This window comes from Microbacterium festucae, from assembly GCF_025421715.1.
Taxonomy (GTDB): Bacteria; Actinomycetota; Actinomycetes; order Actinomycetales; family Microbacteriaceae; genus Microbacterium; species Microbacterium festucae.
On sequence record NZ_JAOEFC010000004.1, the window covers coordinates 123,461 to 142,578 of the forward strand.

The 19,118-nt window shown below is 70.8% G+C and carries 13 protein-coding genes; 4 read left to right on the forward strand and 9 right to left on the reverse strand.

Features of this window, described 5'->3' with window-relative positions; translation table 11 throughout:
• Position 1: 1 nt before the first annotated feature.
• The 6 genes from N3K63_RS13420 to N3K63_RS13445 form a co-directional block, all read right to left on the reverse strand.
• A complete protein-coding gene (locus N3K63_RS13420) occupies positions 2-1,432 on the reverse strand; it encodes an NAD(P)/FAD-dependent oxidoreductase (protein ID WP_261580695.1) in 1,431 nt (476 codons plus the stop codon).
• A 173-nt stretch (positions 1,433-1,605) separates the two neighbouring features.
• Positions 1,606-3,270 (reverse strand): amidohydrolase, encoded by a 1,665-nt coding sequence (locus tag N3K63_RS13425; protein ID WP_261580696.1) that lies wholly within the window; start codon positions 3,268-3,270, stop codon positions 1,606-1,608.
• Between the two features lie 132 nt (positions 3,271-3,402).
• Complete coding sequence (locus N3K63_RS13430; RefSeq protein WP_390895273.1) at positions 3,403-4,263, reverse strand: ABC transporter permease; 861 nt, start codon at positions 4,261-4,263, stop codon at positions 3,403-3,405.
• A gap of 44 nt (positions 4,264-4,307) precedes the next feature.
• Positions 4,308-5,306, reverse strand: a complete 999-nt coding sequence (locus N3K63_RS13435) for an ABC transporter permease (protein ID WP_261580698.1) — start codon at positions 5,304-5,306, stop codon at positions 4,308-4,310.
• Positions 5,299-6,483 (reverse strand): polyamine ABC transporter substrate-binding protein, encoded by a 1,185-nt coding sequence (locus N3K63_RS13440; RefSeq protein ID WP_261580700.1) that lies wholly within the window; start codon positions 6,481-6,483, stop codon positions 5,299-5,301. The genes N3K63_RS13435 and N3K63_RS13440 overlap by 8 nt, the downstream gene beginning before the upstream one ends.
• A 114-nt stretch (positions 6,484-6,597) precedes the next feature.
• Positions 6,598-7,785, reverse strand: coding sequence for an ABC transporter ATP-binding protein (locus tag N3K63_RS13445; protein ID WP_261580701.1), 1,188 nt, complete (start codon positions 7,783-7,785; stop codon positions 6,598-6,600).
• Positions 7,786-8,057: 272 nt separating this feature from the next.
• Between N3K63_RS13445 and N3K63_RS13450 the strand changes: the two genes are divergently transcribed.
• From N3K63_RS13450 to N3K63_RS13465, 4 genes are all read left to right on the forward strand, one after another.
• Positions 8,058-9,575: a glycoside hydrolase family 43 protein gene (locus N3K63_RS13450; protein ID WP_261580702.1), complete on the forward strand. Its 1,518-nt coding sequence runs from the start codon at positions 8,058-8,060 to the stop codon at positions 9,573-9,575.
• A gap of 198 nt (positions 9,576-9,773) precedes the next feature.
• Positions 9,774-10,769: an ABC transporter permease gene (locus tag N3K63_RS13455; protein WP_261580703.1), complete on the forward strand. Its 996-nt coding sequence runs from the start codon at positions 9,774-9,776 to the stop codon at positions 10,767-10,769.
• Between the two features lie 10 nt (positions 10,770-10,779).
• On the forward strand, positions 10,780-11,700 hold the full coding sequence (locus tag N3K63_RS13460; RefSeq protein ID WP_261580704.1) for a carbohydrate ABC transporter permease: 921 nt from the start codon (positions 10,780-10,782) through the stop codon (positions 11,698-11,700).
• A gap of 34 nt (positions 11,701-11,734) precedes the next feature.
• The gene (locus N3K63_RS13465; protein ID WP_261580705.1) at positions 11,735-13,489 is read left to right on the forward strand and encodes an ABC transporter substrate-binding protein; all 1,755 of its coding nucleotides are present in this window, start codon (positions 11,735-11,737) and stop codon (positions 13,487-13,489) included.
• Between the two features lie 1,508 nt (positions 13,490-14,997).
• Here the strand turns inward: N3K63_RS13465 and N3K63_RS13470 are convergent.
• The 3 genes from N3K63_RS13470 to N3K63_RS13480 are packed head-to-tail and all read right to left on the reverse strand — an operon-like array spanning position 14,998 to position 19,108.
• Positions 14,998-15,642, reverse strand: coding sequence for a YesL family protein (locus N3K63_RS13470; protein ID WP_261580706.1), 645 nt, complete (start codon positions 15,640-15,642; stop codon positions 14,998-15,000).
• 2 nt (positions 15,643-15,644) lie between these two features.
• Entirely contained in the window at positions 15,645-16,646 is a 1,002-nt protein-coding gene (locus N3K63_RS13475) for a LacI family DNA-binding transcriptional regulator (protein ID WP_261580707.1), read from the reverse strand.
• On the reverse strand, positions 16,643-19,108 hold the full coding sequence (locus N3K63_RS13480; RefSeq protein ID WP_261580708.1) for a glycoside hydrolase family 95 protein: 2,466 nt from the start codon (positions 19,106-19,108) through the stop codon (positions 16,643-16,645). The genes N3K63_RS13475 and N3K63_RS13480 overlap by 4 nt, the downstream gene beginning before the upstream one ends.
• Positions 19,109-19,118 lie beyond the last annotated feature (10 nt).

Consider the following 19,118-nt stretch of genomic DNA (forward strand, 5'->3'; position numbering starts at 1 on the left):
CTCACGAATCGAACCCCAATCCCAGTCGGTCCAGCGTCTTCAGCAGCAGGTTACGCCGCCCCTGGTTGTGGTCGGCGCGGTCGAGCGACCACCGAGTCGCGGTGATGCCGATCGCCGCCGCCGGCTCGGGCGGGAAGGGGAGCGGGCGCCGCCGCACCATCTCGAGCTGCGTCCTCTCGGTGGACCGGCCGGCGAGCAGGTCGAGCATGACATCGGCGGCGAACCGGGTCGAGCCCACCCCGAGCCCGGTGAACCCGGCCGCGTAGGCCACCCGGCCGGCGCGGGCGGTGCCGAAGAACGCCGTGAACTGCGTCGACGTGTCGATCGCGCCGGCCCACTGGTGCGAGAAGCGCAGACCCTCCAGCTGCGGGAACGTCGTGAAGAAGTGGCTCGCGAGCTTCGCCCAGACATCGGGCCGGTGCTCGTAGCCGGGGTCGACGCGCCGGCCGTAGTGGTACAGCGCGTCGTAGCCGCCGAACAGGATGCGGCCGTCCTGCGACAGGCGGTAGTAGTGGAACTGGTTGGCCATGTCGCCGATGCCCTGCCGGTCGTGCCAGCCGATCGACGCGAGTTGCGCGGCCGTCAGCGGCTCGGTCATCAGGGCGTAGTCGTAGACCGGCACCGTCATCAGGCGGTTGCGGCGCAGCAGCGACGGGAACACGTTGGTGGCCAGCACCGCCTGCGCCGCCTCGACGCGGCCGTGCTCGGTGACCACGCTCACCCCGGTGCCCGAGGTGTCGAGCGCCCGCACCCGCGAACGCTCGAAGATCTCGACGCCGCGCTCCTCGGCCACGCGTGCGAGCTCGGCCGCCAGCCGCGCCGGATGCACCAGCCCGCACGTGGCCTTCTCCCAGACGGCGGCGAGGTAGGTGGGCGAGGCCACGGCGCGCTGCGCCGCCTCCTGGTCGAGGAAGACGACGTCGGGGTCGCCCTCGGCGGCCCACTCCTCCAGCCACGCCACCTCGTGCGGTTCGACGGCGGGGGCCAGCTGCCCGGTGCGCTCGAACTGGAAGTCCATGCCGTACTCGGCTTCGCTGGCCTCGATGGCATCCAGGTTGGCGCGGCCGAGCCGGTCGAGCTGCGGCATCTCGTCGGGCCAGCGGTTGACGCCGTTCTCGTGCCCGTGGGTGAGGCTCGACTCGCAGAACCCGCCGTTGCGGCCCGACGCCGCCCACCCGGTGCGGTTGGCCTCGACCACGACCACGCGCCGCTCGGGGTCGCGCGTCTTGGCCAGCAGGGCCGTCCACAGCCCGGTGTAGCCGGCCCCGACGACCACGAGGTCGGCGGCGACCGTGCCGCGCAGCGGCGGCCGGTCGGGGCGCAGCGACGCCGGGAGGTCGTCGATCCAGAACGCGCCGCTGCGCGTCTGCTCGAGGCTGTGGCTGATGACGGATGCCGAGGGCACGCGTCTTTCGAAGACGGTGGTTCCCACGGGTATCACTTCCTATCGGGGTGTTGCTTCGGGGTGGTGGATGGGTGGTGTCGGGGTGTCGGGGTGCCCGGTCGTGCGGCGCCGGGGGTCATAACTCAGGCAGAACGGCGGTGCGGGCGGCTTTCGGCGCCCGTGCGGGCGATTCTGCCTGAGTTATGCGCCGTGGCGACAGGCTAGGCGTCGTCGGCGGCGTACACGCGCGCCCCGTCGACGAAGGTCTGCAGCACTCGCGTGGCCCCGATGCGGTCGATGGGGCCGTCGAAGGGGTCGCGGTCGAGCACCGCGAGGTCGGCGAGCTTGCCGACCTCGATCGTGCCCGTGTCCCCGTCGAGGTGGTTCACCCACGCCGACCCGGCCGTGTAGGCGGTGAGTGAGGTGGCCAGGTCGATGGCCTGCTCGGGGAGGAACGGCTCGTAGTCGCCCTCCTCGTGGCCGGGCGCGGCCTGACGGTTGACGGCGGTGTGGATCGCGGCCAGCGGATCGGGCGAGCTCACCGACCAGTCCGAGCCGGCCGCCAGCACCGTCCCGGCGCGCATCAGGTCGCCGAACGGGTACTGCCACGCGCTGCGCGGCGCGCCGAGGAACGGCAGGGTCAGCTCGACCATCTGCGGTTCGAGCGTGGCCCACAGCGACTGCATGTTGGCGGCGACGCCGAGCCGGCGGAAGCGCGCGATGTCGTCGGGGTGCACGACCTGGATGTGCGCGATGTGATGCCGGTTGTCGCTGCGCCCGTTGCGGACGATCGCCTGCTCGACGGCATCCAGGCACTCGCGCACGGCCCGGTCGCCGATGGCGTGGAAGTGCACCTGGAACCCGAGGGCGTCCAGCCGCGGCACCGCGTCGGAGAGCACCTCGGGCGGCACGAACGAGATGCCGGAGTTGTCGGTGGGGTGGCCGTGGCCGTCGCCGTAGGGCTCGAGCATGGCGGCGGTGAAGTTCTCGGCGACACCGTCTTGCATGACCTTGATCGTCGTGGCGCGGAAGCGCTCGCCGGTGAACCGCTCGCGGGCGGCGACGAGGTCGGGGATCTGCTCGATGCCGCGGGTGCGGTCGAACCACAGCGACCCCACGACGCGTCCGGTCAGCAGCCCCTCGCGCTCGGCGCGCACGTAGCTGGGCGCCGGGTCGGCGGCGTCGCCGTACTCGGAGCCGACGATCGCGTCCTGCCACGCGGTGATGCCGAACGAGTGCAGGTAGCGCTGGCCGAGCAGCAGCGCCTCGAGCATGCGGTCGGCGGAGTCTTCGGGCAGCAGGCGGTTGACGAGGGTCATCGCGCCTTCGTGCAGGGTGCCCGAGGGCGCGCCGCCGGGCAGCCGTTCGATGCGGCCGTCGGCGGGGTCGGGGGTGTCGTCGCGGATGCCGGCGCGCTCGAGCGCCCGCGAGTTGACCCAGGCCCCGTGCCCGTCGCGGTTGGTGAGGAACACCGGCCGATCGGGCACGATGGCGTCGAGGTCGGCCGCGGTGGGCGTGCCGCCGGGGAAGGCCGACATCTGCCAGCCGCCGCCGAGGATCCACTCGTCGTCGTGGGCGGCCGCGTAGGCGGCGATGCGGGCGAGGTACTGCTCGCGGGTGGCGTCGTCGGCGAGGTTGCAGCGCAGCATGTCGAGGCCGCCCCACACCGGGTGCACGTGCGCGTCTTGGAAGCCGGGCACCAGCATCCGCCCGGCGAGGTCGACGACCTCGGCGCGCGCGTCGATGAGATCGCGGATGCCGTCGTCGTGGCCGCGGCCGACCGCGATGATGCGTCCGTCCCGCACCGCCACCGCATCCGCCCGCGACCGCACGGTGTCGCCCGTGAACACGGCCCCGCCCACGAACACGAGGTCAGCGCCCCTCACCGCGCCCCCTCCCGCCCGCGAGAGAACAACGGGGCGCCGAGGGAACGGGCGCCACCCGTGCCCTCGGCGGCGAGATGTTCTCTCGACGCCGGGGCACGGGCCGGACGGGCGGGGGAGGTCGCACGGGACATGTCAACCACCGGCCATCGTGCGGGCGATGTCGGTCGCGGAGTCGCCGGCGCGCTTGAGCACGACCGCTACCACGGCCAGGGCGATGAGGGTGAGGATCAGCATGACCGTCGACACCGCAGCCACCTCGGGGCGCAGCCCCGAGCGCACGGCCGACAGCACGTACACCGGCCAGGGCGTCGTGCCCGACACCTGCACGAAGGCGGCGACGATCGTGTTGTCGAGGCTGAGGGTGAACGCCAGCAGGAATCCGGCCAGCACCGCCGGGAGGGCCAGCGCCAGCGTCACCCGGCGGAAGGTCGTCGCGGGCTTGGCGTAGAGGTCGCTCGAGGCCTCTTCGAGGTTCGCGTCCTGACCCACCAGCCGCGCCCGCACGATGTACGACACGACCGCCGTGGCGAACAGCGACGAGCCGATCGACAGGCGCACGATGCCGTCGTTGAACATCGTGAGGCCGAGGTCCTGGCCCAGCCAGACGAACCAGGGCAGCAGGGCGACGGCATCCACGATCTCCGGCGTCACCGACACCAGCAGCAGCAGACCCAGGAACCACCACACCCACTTGCCCGGGTAGCGGGCCATGGCGATGCCGGCGAGGGTGCCGATCGCGGTGGCGATGATCGCCGAGATGAGCGCCGTGATCAGCGAGACCCGCACCGCGTTCTGCACCGCGGGCTTGTCGAGGATCGTCGCGAACGCGTCGAACCCGAACGCGTCGAACGACACCAGCAGGCGCCCAGTGTTGAACGAGTAGATGACGATCACGAGGATCGGCGCGAACAGGAACAGCAGCACGAGCACGCCCCACACGTTCAGGGCGACGTCGGTCCACGAGCGGTGCGAGCGGCGGCCGCTGCCGAGCATCGAGCCGTCGCGCTGACGCAGGATCGTCTCGGTCTTGGTGACGCTCATCGGGCGACCTCCTCGCGGGGGCGATTCTCATCGGATGCCGGTGCCACCGGGCCCCCGGCGGCCGAGGGCGCGCCCGGGGCTGCGCCCTCGGTGGCGACGGGCGGAAGCTCCACCCGGTTGCGGTGGCGCAGCGGCAGTGCGATCAGCCACAGCAGCAGGGCGGCCACGCCGATGGTGAGGCTGATCACGAGCATGAGGACGACGGCCATCGCCGAGCCCAGCGCCCAGTTCTGCGCGGTCTGGAACTGGCTGGCCACGAGCTGGCCGATCATGTTGCCCTTGGCCCCGCCGAGCACGGTCGCGGTGATGTAGTCGCCCATCAGGGGGATGAACACCAGCAGCACGCCCGCGATGACACCGGGTCGCGACAGCGGCAGCGTGACGCGGAAGAACGTCGCCACCTTGCCCGCGCCGAGGTCTTTCGAGGCCTCCCGCAGTGCCGGGCCGACCCGGTCGAAGGCGACGAACAGCGGCAGGATCATGAGCGGCAGGTAGTTGTAGACGACGCCCAGCAGCACCGCCTGGCGGGTGTAGAGCAGGTCGAGGGGGCCGCCCAGCAGCCCCGCCGCCTGCAGCGTCGTCGACAGCCAGCCCTCGGGGGCGAGGATCACCTGCCAGCCGATCGTGCGGATGAGGAAGTTCGTCCAGAAGGGGATGAGCACGAGCGCGATCAGCAGCCCGCGGCGCTCGGGGCGCACTTTGAAGGCCATCCAGTAGGCGACCGGGGCGCCGATGAGGAAGCACAGCACGGTGCCGAGCACGCCGACCCACAGGGTGTTCTGGAAGGTGGCCAGAAACGTGGGCGAGAAGGCCTCGACGTAGCGGTCGAAACTCAGCACATCGTTGGCGTGCGTGCCGAACACCCCCGGCTTGTAGCCGAAGCTGAACCACACCACCATGCCCACGGGGGCCACGAAGAACAGCAGCAGCCACACCCACGCGGGCACGGCCAGGGCGCCGCCCCACGAGCGGCGCGGTGCGGTGGTCTCAGGCACCCGCGGCGGCCTTCATCTCGTTCCAGATCTCCACGCGGGTGGTCTGCGAGTCGTTGAGCTCCTGCTCGTGCATGGTGGCCAGCTGCTCGTCGCTGAAGAAGATGAGCTCGGGCATCTCGAGGCCCTCGGCAGCCGCCTCGGCCTCCATGTCCTTGCCGCCGACGTGGTACCCGATGTAGTCGAGGTTGAGCATGAGGTTCTCGGGCGCCAGCGAGAAGTCGATGAAGGCGTGCGCGGCCTCGGGGTTGGGGGCGCCGGCGGCGATGGCCCAGTTGTCCATCCACAGCTCGGTGTCGGGGCCGGGCAGCACCCACTGCCAGCGGTCGGGGTCGCCGGCCTCGAGCAGGCCCAGTCGGGCATCGCCGTTCCACGCCTGCATGAGCACCTGGGTGCCCTGGGGGATGGCGTTGGTGCCGGGGTAGGAGTCGAAGGCGGCGATGTGCGGCGCGAGCTCGTTGACGAGGAAGTCGCGGCAGGCGGCGAGCTCGGCCTCGTCGGTGGTGTTCCAGTCGGCCCCGCGCGCCCAGAAGTAGGCGCCGATGATGCCGGCCGGGTCGTCGGACATGCTGGTCTTGCCGCTGGCCTCGTTCTGTGCGGCGTCGAAGAAGTCGTCCCAGGTCGCCAGCTCCCGGGTGATGACGGTCTTGTCGTAGACGAAGCCGGTGGTGCCCCACGCCTTGCAGACCGAGTAGTCGTTGCCCGGGTCCCACGCGCGCCCGAGGTAGGCCGGGTCCATGTTGGCGAGGTTGGGGAGCAGGTCCTTGTTGAACTTGGTGAGCAGCCCGTTCTCGATCATCTGCGGGATGAACACCCCGGTCGGCACGACGATGTCGTAGCCGGAGGTGCCCTTGGCGGCGACGAGCTTCGCGATCAGCTCCTCGTTGGAGCTGTAGGAGTCGAGGGTCACCTTGGGGCCGAGCTCGCTGGTGAAGTTCGCGACGACGTCGGGCGAGTCGTAGTCGCCCCACGTGTACACCGACAGGCCGCTCTCCAGCGCGCCGCCGGTGGCCTGCGTCGACGGGCTCGATCCGCCGGCGGGCGTGCACGCGGCCAGCAGGGCCGCGCCGCCGGCGGCGGCGGCGAACGAGAGGAACCGTCGGCGTGAGAGCTCCTTGGCGATGACCGGCACGGCGCTCTCGTGGGCGAGGACGCGGATCGGATTGCGGGACTCGGGCATCGTGGCCTCCAGGGCGATATCGGGACGAGCGGTGTCGGGTACGGCGGGTCGGGCGATCAGGCGGAGCGTGCGGGTCGAGCTGTCGGGCGGGTGTCGGGCTGTCGGGTGCGACGGTCAGGTGGGCGGGGCGATGTAGCCGCCCTCGGCGGCGGAGTCGTCGGCGGGGAAGAGCAGCACGTGGGCCGGCGACCAGCTGCAGACCACCGCGTCGCCGACGCGCAGGTCGGGGGCCTCGGGGGTCGGGCGGCGCGAGATGAGGCTCTGGTCGGGGGCGCCCTCGTCGCCGCGCAGGCGCACGAGGTACTGCATCGTCTCGCCAAGGTGCGAGAGGCCGATCAGGTCGCCGACGACGGCGTTGGATGCCGGCACCTCGCCCCCGGCGTAGCCGTCGATGCGCACGTTCTCGGGGCGCACCGCCGCCTCGCCGCGGGTGCTGGTGAGGGGGTCGCCGGCCGAGCGCACGAGACCGCGCGCGGTCTCGACGGCCGTGCCGTGCTCGACGACGGCGCCGCGGAAGAAGTTCTGCTGTCCGACGAACGCGGCCACGTAGGCCGACGCCGGGCGGGCGTAGACGGTGTGCGGGTCGGCGAGCTGCTCGATGCGCCCGGCCCGCATGATCGCGATGCGATCGCTCATCGACAGGGCCTCGCCCTGGTCGTGGGTGACGAAGACGAAGGTGATGCCCAGGCGCGCCTGCAGCAGCTTCAGCTCCAGCTGCATCTCTTCGCGCAGCTGACGGTCGAGCGCGCCGAGCGGCTCGTCGAGCAGCAGCACCGACGGGCGGTTGACCAGCGCGCGCGCCAGGGCTATGCGCTGCTGCTGGCCGCCGGAAAGCTGGGTGGGCTTGCGGTCGGCGAACCGGCGCATCTGCACGAGGTCCAGCGCCGCCGACACCCGCTCGGCCACCTCCGCCTTGCGCACCGCGGCGCGTCCGCTCCGGCGCTGCTGCAGGCCGTAGGCGACGTTCCCGGCGACGCTCATGTGCGGGAAGAGGGCGTAGGCCTGGAACACGGTGTTGACGTCGCGCTTGAACGGCGCGGTGCCCAGCACGTTCGCGCCCGAGATGCGGATCTCGCCGGCATCCGGATGCTCGAACCCGGCGATCATGCGCAGGGTGGTGGTCTTGCCGCACCCCGAGGGGCCCAGCAGCGAGAGGAACTCGCCGGGCCGGATGCGCAGGGTGAGGTCGTCGACGGCGACCTGATCGCCGTAGCGCTTCGTCACGCCGGTGAGCGTGACGTCGCCGCGAACGACGTCGAGTTCGGGTGCGCTGTCGATCGTCGTCTCGGGTGCCGACGTCACAAGTTCTCCACTCTGATGTTCCGCCCTGGAACACGTGCGGTCATTCAATACGTCCGGATGCGAGCGGGGCAACGCTTTCGGCTCGAATGGTGGCATCCCGGCAGGGATCTCGGACGATACCGTCCGCCGGACGGCTCAGCCTGACACTTTGTCCGGTGCCGTTTCACGTGCGCGTAACACCCGCGACCCGCGCCCGTGCATGGCAGGCTGTCGGTCGTCGGGTGTCTGTCGTAGCGCTTCGACGAACCCCATCCCTCACCGAGGAGGCACGCGTGTCCGACGTCCGACCGATCATCCCGGGCTTCTACCCCGACCCGTCCATCTGCCGGGTGGGTGACACGTACTACGTCGTGAACTCGAGCTTCGAGTACCTGCCGGGGCTGCCGATCCACGAGAGCACCGACCTGGTCACCTGGCGCTTCGCCGGCAATGCGCTCACGCGCCCGAGCCAGATCCGCGAGCACCGCGGCAACCCGAGCGGTTCGGTCTACGCGCCGACGATCCGCCACCACGACGGTCGCTTCTGGATCGTGTGGACCGACACCAACCGCCACGGCGAGGGCATCGGCCAGTACCTCATCCACGCCGACGACGTCGCCGGGCCGTGGTCGGATCCGATCGAGGTGCCCGGCACCGTCGGCATCGACCCCGACCTGTGCTGGGACGAAAACGGGGTGTGCCACCTCACCTGGGCGCCGCACGCGCCGCACCTGCATCCCCTGGGCACCGTGCCGATCGATCCCGAGACCGGGCGGATGCTGGGCGAGCCCAAGCTGCTGTGGGCGGGCACCGGCGGGGCCAACCCCGAGGGGCCGCACCTGTACCGCATCGACGGCTGGTGGTACCTGCTGGCCGCCGAGGGCGGCACCGAGCGCGGGCACGCCGTGACCATCGCGCGGGCGCGCACGCTCGACGGACCGTTCGAAGCCGCCCCGCACAACCCGATCCTCACCCACCGCGGCCTGCCGCACCCGGTGCAGAACGCCGGCCACGGCGACCTCGTGCAGCTCGCCGACGGGTCGTGGGCGATGGTGCACCTCGGCGTGCGCCCCCGGGGCGCGACGCCCGGCTTCCACGTCAACGGCCGCGAGACCTTCCTGGTCGGGGTCGACTGGGAGGACGGCTGGCCGGTCGTCGACGAGGAGCGCTTCATCGCGGTGCGCCAGGACGCCTCGTTCGTCGACGACTTCTCCGCCCCGCAGCTGCACGGCCGCTGGCTCGGCACCGGCATGTTCCCGGCGACCTTCACCGCGCCCGCCCGCGGCGGGGGACTGACCGTGGCGGCCGGGCGAGGGCCCGGCATCCCGCTGCTGTGCGTGCGCCCCGTCGACGAGGAGTGGACGGTCGACGCGCGCCTGCACACCGAGGCGGGCGTCGCCGCGCTCGAGGTGCGCATCGACGACGCCCACACCTACGCCCTCGTGCACGACGGCGCCGCCGTGTCGGCGGTGCTGACGATCGGGCCCGCCGTGGCGATGCTGGGGTCGGTGGCCACCGGCCCCGACGCGACCGTGCGCGTGCGGGTGCGCCTGCCCGAGCCGACCTCGCCGTGGGGCGAGCCGCAGCCCGACCTCGTCGACCTCGTCGTGGTCGGCGCCGACGGGGCCGAGACGGTGCTGGCATCCGCCGACGGCCGCTACCTGTCCACCGAGGTCGCGGGGCTGTTCACGGGCCGCGTCGTGGGGGTGCGCGCGGTGAGCGGCGAGGTCGTCGTGCGCTCGTTCTCCTACACCTCGGCGCCGGCCTCCGGCGGGGCGGTGGCGGGCGCGGCGGGAGCGTCGGATGCGTGAGTGCGAGAGCGCTCCCAAGCGTTATCGGCGTGTTACCCGGTTTCGTTTGACGAATCGGGAGGCCGGGGGTTATCTTCGTCGAAGCGGTTCGATTGTTGCGACCGCAAACAAATCGAACGACGACCGTTCGATTGCACAAAGGAGTGACATGAATCGGCGTAGCACGCACGAGATGTCTCCCGCACAGGCGGTGGCGGCATGACGTCGCAGGCCGTCCTGACGGAGGTGGCGGCGTCCACCATCGAAGAAGGCGCGGAGAAGAAGAAGCGGCGCGGGCGTTCGCCCCGCGAGGCGGGCGGCAAGAAGTCGTTCGTGATGTTCCTGTGCATCCTGCCGTTCATCGTGCTGGTGTTCCTGTTCGCGTACTTCCCGCTGTACGGGTGGATCTACTCCCTCTACGACTACAAGCCGGCCCTCGGGCTGGAGGGGTCGGAGTTCGTCGGTCTGCAGTGGTTCGAGCTGCTGGTGAGCTCGCCGACGCAGATGCAGCAGATCGGCCAGGTGCTGATCAACACCCTCGCCATCAGCTTCCTCGGCATCGCCACCTCGGTGCTGCCGCTGGCCTTCGCGATGTTCCTCAACGAGGTCAAGGCGCCGTGGTTCCGCAACTCGGTGCAGACCCTCACCACGCTCCCGAACTTCATCTCGTGGGTGCTGGTCTACATGATCGCGTTCTCGCTGTTCTCGTCGTCGGGTCTGGTGAACAACGTCCTGGGCGACTGGGGGCTCATCACCGCGCCGATCAAGTTCCTCGACACCGACGAGAACGTCTGGCTCACCATGACGCTGTGGTCGATCTGGAAGGGCCTGGGCTGGGGGGCCATCATCTACCTCGCCGCCATCAGCGGCATCGACCAGTCGCTCTACGAGTCGGCCGAGATCGACGGCGCGGGCCGGTTCCAGAAGATGTGGTTCATCACGCTGCCGCAGCTGATGCCGACCTACCTGGTGCTGCTGCTGCTGTCGATCGCCAATCTGCTCAACAACGGCATGGAGCAGTACTACGTGTTCCAGAACGCGTTCAACAAGGAGTACATCCAGGTGCTCGACCTGTACGTCTACAACATCGGCATGACCGGCAACAGCCTGTCGATGGCGACGGCGATCGGCATGTTGAAGTCGATCATCTCCGTCATCCTCCTGCTCACCGTCAACGCCATCGCCAAGCGCGTGCGCGGCCAGTCGATCGTCTGAGGTTCCCGACATGTCATCTCTGACCCACCACGCGAAGACCCGCACCGCGGGCGACGTCGTGTTCACGATGATCAACTACACGGTCTTCATCCTCATGGCCGTGCTGTGCGCCTACCCGTTCTACTACCTGATCATCAACTCGATCAGTGCCAACGACGTCTCCGCGCTCGGCGACGTGCGCATCTGGCCCGTCGACGTGCACTTCTCCAACTACGAGAAGGTGTTCCAGCTGCCGGGCCTGCCGATGGCCACGCTCGTCTCCATCGGGCGCACCGTGATCGGCACGGTCGCCACCGTGCTGGCATCCGCGTTCCTCGGGTTCATGTTCACCCAGTCGCGCATGTGGGGCCGGAAGTTCTGGTACCGCTTCATCATCATCACGATGTACTTCTCGGCCGGCCTCATCCCGATCTTCATCATCATGAAGACCCTGGGTCTGACCAACAACTTCTGGGTGTACGTGCTGCCGTTCATCGTGCAGCCGTTCAACATCATCCTCGTGAAGACGTTCGTCGAGTCGATGCCGGCATCCCTGCAGGAGGCGGCCGAGGTCGACGGGGCCAACATCCTGCAGATCTTCTTCCGCATCTATCTGCCGAACATGACGCCGATCCTCGCGACGGTGGCCATCTTCTCGGCCGTCATGCAGTGGAACATGTTCCAGGACACCCTGATCTACGTCACCGATCAGTCGCTGTACACGCTGCAGTACCTGCTGTACATGTTCATCAACCAGGCCTCGTCGCTGGCGCAAGCCGCGCAGGATGCCGGGGGCAACCTCGGCGCGATCGCCGGGGCCGCCACCTCGCAGACCCCCACGTCCATCCGGATGACGGTGTCGGTGCTCGTCGTGCTGCCGATCATCTTCGTCTACCCGCTCTTCCAGCGCTTCTTCGTGAAGGGCATCATGCTCGGCGCCGTCAAGGGTTGACGGACCGCCGCAGGCCACCAAGAAAGGAAATGCAATGAAGCTCACTCGGAAGGTGGTGCTGACGGTCGCAGCGATCGTCACCGCCGGCTCCTTGGCCTCCTGCTCGGGCACTGCCGCCCCGACCCGCACCGCGATCAGCGAGTTCCCCGACAAGTGGGACAACGAGATCACGATCGACGTGTTCGACGGGCTGGCGAACTACATGGGGGTCCAGCAGGGCTGGTTCGCCAAGATCGTCAAGGACAAGTTCAACATGAAGCTCAACATCATCGCGCCCAACGTGGCCGGTGGTGGAGACACCCTGTACAACACGCGCGTCGCCGCCGGCGACCTCGGCGACATGATCATCACCGACAAGGGTCAGAAGCTCGACGAGCTGATCAAGGGTGGCCTGGTCATGGATGTCAAGGACATCTACCCGGCCATGAAGAACGCCGAGACCTACGACGCCGCCGTGCAGAACCTCGCCGGCGACACGGGCGGCGTCTACGCCTTCCCGACCTCGGTCTCCTCGCTCAAGCCCACCGAGGCGTCGGAGGGTCTGAACCCGACGTTCGGCCCGTTCATCCGCTGGGACCTCTACAAGCAGCTCGGCTACCCGGAGCTCGGCACGCTCGAGGACCTCATCCCGGTTCTCCAGCAGATGCACGACCTGGAGCCCACCGCCCCCAACGGCAAGCCCACCTACGCCTTCTCCCTGTTCAAGGACTGGGACGGCAACATGATGAACAACGCGAAGCAGCCCGCGACGTTCTACGGCTACGACGAGATGGGCTTCGCCCTCGCGCAGGCCGACGGCTCCGACTACCAGTCGATCCTCGACTCCGACAGCGGCTACGTGCGCAGCCTGCGCCTCTACTTCGAGGCCAACAAGCTCGGCCTCGTCGACCCCGAATCGACCACGCAGAACTACGACACGCTGTACTCGAAGTTCCAGAACGGCCAGGTCATGTTCTCGTGGTGGCCGTGGCTGGGTCAGACCGCCTACAACACCGAAGAGAACATGGCCGCCGGCAAGGGCTTCGAGATCGCCCCCGTCGCCGACCAGAAGATCTTCTCCTACGGTGCCGAGGCGTACGGCGGCAAGCAGGTCTTCGCCATCGGCTCCAAGGCCGAGGACCCGGAGCGCATCGCCGCGTTCATCGACTGGCTGTACTCGTCGGAGGGCGCCTACGCCAACAGTGCGCAGACGCAGGGCTCGGCCGGGCCCGAGGGCCTCACGTGGGAGCTCAACGCCGACGGTGAGCCGCAGCTGACCGACTTCGGCAACGAGGTCTTCCTGCAGGGTGGGGCCAACGTGCCCGAGGAGTGGGGCGGCGGCGACTACGCCGACGGCGTCTCGGCCCTCAACGCCCCGTCGGTGCTCCCCGTGTCGGTCGACCCCGACACCGGCTACCCGTACAGCTACACCTTCTGGCCGTCGTACCAGGAGGCCACGGCCAACGCCCTCTCCGAGGACTGGTCGGCCCAGATGGGCGGCGCCACCTCGACGATGGAGTACCTGAAGAACAGCGACCAGCTGACCGTCGCCCCGGGTGCCAGCTACGCGGCCCCCGCCGACACGTCGGAGATCGAGACGCTGCGCAACCAGGTCAAGGCCGTCATCGTGCAGTACTCGTGGCAGATGGTCTTCGCCACCAGCGACGCCCAGTTCGAGTCGCTGCTCAAGGAGATGCAGGACACCGCGTCGGGCCTCGGCTACGACAAGGTGCTCGAGGTCGACATGGCCAACGCCAAGGAGCAGAACGACGCCCGCGTCGCCATCGCTGCGGAGTTCGGCGGCGAGTGACAGTGGTGAGCTGACCCGCGGGTCGGCTGCACATCCGGAGGGTCCGGGGCTTCGGCTCCGGGCCCTTCGGGGTGTTCGGGGGGTGTTTCGTTGGCGCGCGGTTTGCGGTTTGCGGTTTGCGGTTTGCGGGACGCGGGGTCGGGGCGGGTCCCGGAGAGTGCGGGTGCTCGGGTGGGTGGGGTGCCGTTTGCGGGACGGGAGAGAGGGGTGGGTCCCGCGATCTGCGGGTGCTGAGGCTGCGGGGCGCTGTTTGGGGGACATGGTGCGTGGGCGGGTCCCGCGAACTGCGGGCTCGGGCTGCCGCATCCGTCGTTTGCGGGACGGTCCGGCGGGCGGGGTCGCACAGACTGCGGATGCCGTCGGCGCGCGGCCCCCGCCGCGGTCGCCGCCTCCGAGGGGTGGTCTGAGCCGCGGATGCCGGGAGCGGTGGGCCCGCGGTGGCGGATGGCGCCGATGCGTCCCGCAATCGGTGGCTACAGGCCCTCGCATCCGCATTCTGTGGGACACGGTGTCGGGGCGGGTCACGCGTCCGGTGGGTTGAGGCCCATGCAGTCGCCACTTGCGGGACATGCTCTCCAGGCGGGTCGCGCAACCTGCGCGTCGAGGCCGTCGCATTCGCCGTTTGTGGGACACGGCGTCGGGGCGGGTCACGCGACCGGTGGGTTGAGGCCCACCCAGTCGCCACTTGCGGGACATGCTCTCCAGGCGGGTCGCGCAACCTGCGCGTCGAGGCCGTCGCATTCGCATGCTGCGGGACGTGGTGTCGGGGCGGGTCACGCGACCGGTGGGTTGAGGCCGCCGCATCCGCCGTTTGTGGGACGTGCTGTCGGGGCGGATGCACAACCGGTGGGTTCGGGCCTCGCATTCGCCATCTTTGGGACATGACCTCCAGGCGGGTCACGCAACCTGCGCGTCGAGGCCCTCGCATCCGCATGCTGCGGGACGTGGTGTCGGGGCGGGTCACGCGACCGGTGGGTTGAGGCCGTCGCATCCGCCATTTGTGGGACGTGCTCTTGGGGCGCGTCACGCGATCGGTGGGTCCGGCCCCCGCAGTCGCCCTGTGCGGGACATACTCCCCGGGCGGTCACGCAACCTGCGCTTCGAGCCGTCGCATCCGCCGTTTGTGGGACGTGGTGTTGGGGCAGGTCACGCGACCTGTGGCTTGGGGCCTTCGCACCCGCCGTTTGTGGGACGTGGTGTTGGGGCGGGTCACGCAACCTGTGGGTTGGGGCTGTCGCATCCGCATTCTGTGGGACATGCGTTTAGGTCGCGTCACGCAACCGGTGGGTTCAGGGCCTCGCACCCGCCGTTTGTGGGACGCGCTCTGGGGCAGGTCACGCAAACGGTGGTTTGAGGGCCTCGCACCAGCTACTTGCGGGACACGCCCTCGGGCCGCGTCACGCGACTGGTGGGTTCCGGGCGCCGCACCCGCTGTCTGCGGGACCCGCCCCGCCGACGCGACCTCAGACCCCGACCAGACCCAGACCCGCCCCCCACCCCCGCCCGACCTACTCCCGCTCGGCGCCGGTGATGTCCTCGTCGACGACGGCGGCGTCGTAGCGGGCGTAGACGGAGCGGAACAGGAACGCGGTGGCGTAGGCGCCCACCGAGAAGGCGATGGTGACGACGATCACCCAGAACACCGGGAACAGCACGGTGATCGCGAAGACGGTCGCCGGGATGATGAGGATGCCGAAGGTGCGGACGGGCTCGGCGGCGGGCAGCAGCAGCGCGTTCTTGAGGGTCTGGCGGAAGCTGTTGCGGAACTTCGCGGTGAGGGCCATCGCGTGCAGGAACGCCGCGAAGAAGTAGAGGGCGCCGGCGGCCGAGACGATGACGGCTCCGATCGCGAGGGGTTCGGGGCTGGCCGCCCAGAACGCCGTCGAGAACGCGAGCAGCACGAACGGGATGAGCAGCGACAGTCCGAGCAGCGTCGCGCGCGGGAAGTTGCGCACCAAGGCGGGGAAGTAGTCGGCGACGGGGCGTCCGCTCTCGTCGTCGGAGTAGCGAATCGTCACCTCGTAGAGCGCGCTCGTGGCGGCGGGGATCGTGACCAGCGGGATGCAGGTGACGATGTACATCAGGTTGAGGGCGACGAAGGCGATGAAGGCCGAGAGCCCGCCGTAGGTGCGGCCGTAGACGTTGATCTGCATGATCAGGCCGGCACGCCGAGGGGGGAGTCGGATGCCGAGGCGAGCCGCGGCGGCAGCAGCTGCACGCGCGGCGTCTCGCCGCCGGCCAGCAGCTCCTGCACGACGCGGGCGGCGGCCCGGCCGAGCTCTTCGGCGGGGATGTCGATGGCGTCGGTGAGTCCGCTGACCGACTGGGCGAGGTCGGCGGGGGCCAGGGCGATGACGTCGGCGTGGGTGCCGCGCTCGCGTCCGATGCGCGCGAGGCGTCCCATGACGTGGGGGAGGGCGGCCTCGTTGTGCACGAAGAACGCGGTGACCTCGGCGTCGGCGGCGACCTGCTGCACGACGTCGACGCTCGCACCCGAGCTGGGGGTGGCGTGCACCGTGCCGGTGATGCCGCGCTCGGCGCAGCCGGCGAGGAAGCCCCGGGTGAGGCGCTCGGCGTAGGACGTGTGCCGCTCGAGCACCTCGGCGGGCGCGCCCAGCAGAGCGATGCGGGTGTGGCCGAGCTCGGCGAGCCGGTGCGCGGCCAGACGTCCGGCGCTCTCGAAGTCGAAGTCGACGCACGGCACCGCGCCGGCGCCGTCGGGCAGTCCGATGAGCACGCTCGGGGTCGCCAGGGCGCCCAGCGACGACAGACGCGGGTCGTGCGACTCGATGTCCATCACCAGCAGCGCGTCCACCGCCGAGGCGCGGGCGGCGCGCTCGAGGCCGGCGGCGTCGTCGCTGGTGAGCAGCAGGATGTCGTACTGGAACGCGCGCGCCTCGCGCACGATCCCGGCGACGATCTGCATCACGACGTTCACGTCGACGCCGGAGCGCAGCGGCGCCTGCAGGCCGATGACGTTCGTCGCCCGCGAGGCGAGCGACCGCGCGCTGGCATGCGGGCTGTACGACAGCTCGGCGATGGCCTGCTCCACGCGCAGGCGCGTCTCCTGCGAGATGGTGCGCTTGCCGCTCATGACATACGAGACGGTCGAGATCGAGACCCCTGCCGCGTGGGCGACATCGGCGATCGTGGTCATCCGGCCTCCTTGGCTTCGATGATCGTCGGCTCGTGCGGATGCACGTCGTGCCGGACGTTGTCGATGCCGGGCCCGGTCACTTCGACCGTACCCCGGCGTGTGGCGTGCACGCGTGCACGCACGACGGCTCCCGCGGCCCATTCCACATCCACGGTGTACCCGCCGCGGGCCCGGATGCCGGTGACCCGGCCCTCGGTCCACGCGGGGGGCAGGGCTGGCAGCAGCCGCAGGGTGCCGTCGTGCGACTGCACGAGGGCCTCGGCGATCGCGGCGGTGAGCCCCAGGTTGCCGTCGATCTGGAACGGCGGATGCGCGGCGAACAGGTTGCGGTACACCCCGCCGCGGTGCTCGCCGCCGGCCTCGCCCGCCGTGGGCACGGGCCGCAGGGCCCGGCCGACGAGCTCGGCGACGCGGGCGCCGTCGCGCAGCCGCGCCCACATGGCCGCCCGCCAGGCGAGCGCCCACCCGGTCGATTCCGGTCCCCTCCCGAGAATGGATGCCGCGGCGGCATCCGCCAGCTCGGGCGTCGACTCGCGGGTGATCTGGGCGAACGGGTACAGGCCGATCAGGTGCGACAGGTGGCGGTGCTCCGGCTCGGCCTCGCGGCGCGGCCGGTCCCACTCCTGCACCCTCCCGGCGTCGTCGATCTGCGGACCGGGCAGCCGCGCCGCGACCGCGGCCAGCTCGTCGATCCACGCCGTGTCGGTGGAGTCCGCTCCGGCATCAGAGCCGGCGCCGACATCAGAGCCAGCGGCGGCGCCAGAACCCGCACCCGCGTCGGTGCCCGCACCCACGGCATCCGCCCCGCCCGCCGCACCGTCGCCCCGCAGGCCCAGCGCGACCGCCGCCTCCGCGCACACGCGGGCGAGCTCGCGCACCAGCGCGACGTCCATCGTCGACGACACCGCGACGGCCCGCGGGGTGCCGTCGGCGTCGAGGTAGCTGTTCTCGGGCGAGGTCGACGGGCTCGTCCACGCGCGCTCGCCGTCGGTGCCCACCCACGACAGCACGAACCGGGCCGCGCCCGCCAGCGCCGGCCAGGCCGCGCGCAGTTCGTCGAGGTCGCCGCGGAACGCGAACGCATCGGCGTGGTGGAGCACGAGCCACACCCCGCCCCACGGCCAGAACGCCCAGGCGGGGTCGCCGTGACCGGCGCCCACCGGGGCCGCGAAGCCCCACGCGTCGGAGTTGTGGTGCATCGCCCACCCGTCGACGCCGTGCAGGGTCTGCGCGATCTCGGGGCCGGTGGTGGCCGCCACGCGGCGCACGAACCGCAGCAGCGGCTCGTGGCACTCGCCGAGGCCGGTGACCTCGGCCGGCCAGTAGGCCATCTGCAGGTTGATGTTGCTGGTGTACGCGCTCGACCAGGGGCCGGGCAGCTCGGCGTTCCAGATGCCCTGCAGGTTCAGCGGCAGGCCGCCCGGCTGCGACGAGGCCATGAGCAGATAGCGGCCGTAGTGGAACGCGAGCGCCGCCAGCGCCGGCGACGGCGACCCGTCGGCGCGCGCGATCCGCTCGTCGGTATCCTGCGCCGCCTCCTCGGGGGTGACGGGCACCTCCAGCGTGCACCGCAGGTACTGCGCGCGGTGGGCGGCCAGGTGGGCGGGCATGTCGACGGGGGCGGCGGCGATCGCGCGGGCGCGCGCCGCGGCATCCGCGCCGTCGTCGGGGTCGCCGGGGAGCGAGGGCGAGACGCCGGTGCCGACCGTGACGACGTGCACGGTCGCCGGGGCCGTCTCGAGCGTGCCGCCCGTGATCGTGTGCGGGGTGGATGCCGTGACGGCGATGGCCCCGAAGCGGGAGGCGGCCGGGTCGTAGCGCACCGGCTCGGGCGGCTGCTCGTGGCCGGGCGCGACGTCGACCGGTAGCATCCAGCGCCCGACGAGCACCGGACCCGTCGCCGCCGACTCGTCAGCCGCGGCACGCAGCAGACTGCCGACCCGCACCCGCACGCGCACCGGCCGGTCGGCGGTGATGCGGTGCACGATCGCGCCGCTGACGCGGTCGGCCCAGGTCTCGTGGCGCACGCCGTCGCCGTCGGCGCCGTAGAGATGGAGGGCGACGGCCGTGCCGAGGTCGAGCGCCCGCACGTGGTCGCCGCCGGCGCCGGCGCCGGTCACCTCGAGGTCGAGCCAGCCGAGGGGCAGGTAGGCCTGCGCCCACGGCGCCTGCTGGCGCTGGATGAGCCGCTCGGCCGTGGCGATGTCGCCGGCGTCGATCGCCGCACGGATGGCGGCGAGGGCGGCCGGTCCGCGGTCGCGGTCGTCGATGGTCGCCAGCGCGTCGGCATCCGGTCGCCCCGACCAGGCGGCCAGGTCGTTGAGCCAGAGGCGCTCGCCGCCCCGGCGCCCTTCGCACATCGCGGCGCGGATGCCGTTGCCCACCGGCAACGCGTCGGTCCAGCGCTCGGCGGGGCCGCGGAAACGCAGCGTGTGGAGGGCGGATGTGGACTGCGCGGACATCCTCGTCCTC

Excerpts from the sequence above, each read along its gene's own strand:
- N3K63_RS13430 (WP_390895273.1), bottom strand. The coding sequence starts at position 4,263 with ATGCTCGGCAGCGGCCGCCGCTCGCACCGCTCGTGGACCGACGTCGCC.
- N3K63_RS13440 (WP_261580700.1), bottom strand. The coding sequence starts at position 6,483 with ATGCCCGAGTCCCGCAATCCGATCCGCGTCCTCGCCCACGAGAGCGCC.
- N3K63_RS13455 (WP_261580703.1), top strand. The coding sequence starts at position 9,774 with ATGACGTCGCAGGCCGTCCTGACGGAGGTGGCGGCGTCCACCATCGAA.
- N3K63_RS13460 (WP_261580704.1), top strand. The coding sequence starts at position 10,780 with ATGTCATCTCTGACCCACCACGCGAAGACCCGCACCGCGGGCGACGTC.
- N3K63_RS13465 (WP_261580705.1), top strand. The coding sequence starts at position 11,735 with ATGAAGCTCACTCGGAAGGTGGTGCTGACGGTCGCAGCGATCGTCACC.
- N3K63_RS13470 (WP_261580706.1), bottom strand. The coding sequence starts at position 15,642 with ATGCAGATCAACGTCTACGGCCGCACCTACGGCGGGCTCTCGGCCTTC.
- N3K63_RS13475 (WP_261580707.1), bottom strand. The coding sequence starts at position 16,646 with ATGACCACGATCGCCGATGTCGCCCACGCGGCAGGGGTCTCGATCTCG.
- N3K63_RS13480 (WP_261580708.1), bottom strand. The coding sequence starts at position 19,108 with ATGTCCGCGCAGTCCACATCCGCCCTCCACACGCTGCGTTTCCGCGGC.